A 653-nucleotide genomic window follows, 5' to 3' on the forward strand; every position below is an offset into this window, starting at 1 on the left:
TGCTGCCTCAGATTCAGGTTATGCCGCTCAATTCGCTGCGTATATCGCTTGCTGATTACGTGCAGCTTTCCCTTCAGGCGGGATTCATACAGCGGCCAGCCATCCGTCATCCATATCACCACGTCAAAGGGTGACAGCAGGCTCAGAAGACGCCCCAGCGTCGCCATAGTGCGTTCACCGAATACGTGCGCAACAACCGTCTTCCGGAGCCTGTCATACGCGTAAAACAGCCAGCGCTGGCGCGATTTAGCCCCGACGTATCCCCACTGTTCGTCCATTTCCGCGCAGACGATGACGTCACTGCCCGGCTGTATGCGCGAGGTTACCGACTGCGGCCTGAGTTTTTTAAGTGACGTAAAATCGTGTTGAGGCCAACGCCCATAATGCGGGCGGTTGCCCGGCATCCAACGCCATTCATGGCCATATCAATGATTTTCTGGTGCGTACCGGGTTGAGAGGCGGTGTATGTGAACTGTAACTGCCATGTTTTACGGCAGTGAGAGCAGAGATAGCGCTGATGTCCGGCAGTACTTTTACCGTTACGCACCACCCCGTCAGTAGCTGAACAGGAGGGACAGCTGATAGAAACAGAAGCCACTGGAGCACCTCAAAAACACCATCATACACTAAATCAGTAAGTTGGCAGCATCACC

Annotated in this window: 1 pseudogene; it reads right to left on the bottom strand. The window is 54.2% G+C overall.

The window, feature by feature from the left end:
* Positions 1-598, bottom strand: a pseudogene (locus tag COO59_RS20555) (IS1-like element IS1A family transposase); the annotation flags it as partial.
* Positions 599-653 lie beyond the last annotated feature (55 nt).

The sequence above is a fragment of the Mixta theicola genome, assembly GCF_002895925.1.
Classification (GTDB): Bacteria; Pseudomonadota; Gammaproteobacteria; order Enterobacterales; family Enterobacteriaceae; genus Mixta; species Mixta theicola.